1 rRNA gene is annotated in these 1,339 nt (G+C 52.8%); it reads right to left on the bottom strand.

Going from position 1 to position 1,339, the window contains the following annotated elements:
- Positions 1 to 1,339 (bottom strand): 16S ribosomal RNA (locus tag LKE05_RS14050); the annotation flags it as partial.

Genomic DNA, 1,339 nt, shown 5'->3' with positions numbered 1-1,339 from the left:
GGTTAGCTCACAGGCTTCGGGTGTTATCGACTCTCATGGTGTGACGGGCGGTGTGTACAAGGCCCGGGAACGTATTCACCGCGGCATTCTGATCCGCGATTACTAGCAATTCCAACTTCATGCAGGCGAGTTGCAGCCTGCAATCTGAACTGAGACCGAGTTTTGTGATTCGCTCCACCTCACGGTTTCGCTGCACTTTGTTATCGGCCATTGTAGTACGTGTGTAGCCCTGGGCATAAGGGGCATGATGATTTGACGTCGTCCCCACCTTCCTCCGATTTGTCACCGGCAGTCTCGCCAGAGTGCCCAACTTAATGATGGCAACTGACAATAGGGGTTGCGCTCGTTGCGGGACTTAACCCAACATCTCACGACACGAGCTGACGACAACCATGCACCACCTGTCACCTGATTCCCGAAGGCACTCAAGTATCTCTACTCGATTCCAGGGATGTCAAGCCCAGGTAAGGTTCTTCGCGTTGCTTCGAATTAAACCACATACTCCACTGCTTGTGCGGGCCCCCGTCAATTCCTTTGAGTTTCAACCTTGCGGTCGTACTCCCCAGGTGGGATACTTATTGTGTTAACTGCGGCACAGAAGGGGTCGATACCTCCTACACCTAGTATCCATCGTTTACGGTGTGGACTACCAGGGTATCTAATCCTGTTTGCTCCCCACACTTTCGCGCCTCAGCGTCAGTTGTCGTCCAGAAAGCCGCCTTCGCCACTGGTGTTCCTCCTAATATCTACGCATTTCACCGCTACACTAGGAATTCCGCTTTCCTCTCCGATACTCAAGGCTGTCAGTTTCAATCGCAGCCCCGGGGTTAAGCCCCGGTATTTCACGACTGACTTGACAGTCCGCCTACGCGCCCTTTACACCCAGTAAATCCGGACAACGCTTGTCACCTACGTATTACCGCGGCTGCTGGCACGTAGTTAGCCGTGACTTTCTCACAAGGTACCGTCACTGTCTTCTTCCCTTGCGACAACAGTTTACAATCCGAAGACCTTCTTCCTGCACGCGGCGTTGCTGCGTCAGGGTTGCCCCCATTGCGCAATATTCCCCACTGCTGCCTCCCGTAGGAGTCTGGGCCGTGTCTCAGTCCCAATGCGGCCGATCAACCTCTCAGTTCGGCTACAGATCGTTGACTTGGTGAGCCGTTACCTCACCAACTATCTAATCTGACGCGAGTCCATCCATAAGCGATAAATCTTTCATAATCAAGTCATGCAACTTAACTACAATATGCGGTATTAGTCCACGTTTCCATGGATTATCCCCCTCTTATGGGCAGGTTACTCACGCGTTACTCGCCCGTCCGCCACTTTCCTCTTT

Source organism: Hominilimicola fabiformis, assembly GCF_020687385.1.
Lineage (GTDB): Bacteria > Bacillota > Clostridia > UBA1381 > UBA1381 > Hominilimicola > Hominilimicola fabiformis.
Note: the sequence above shows the minus strand (reverse complement) of the source record. Positions and strands in the feature narration are given on the sequence as shown.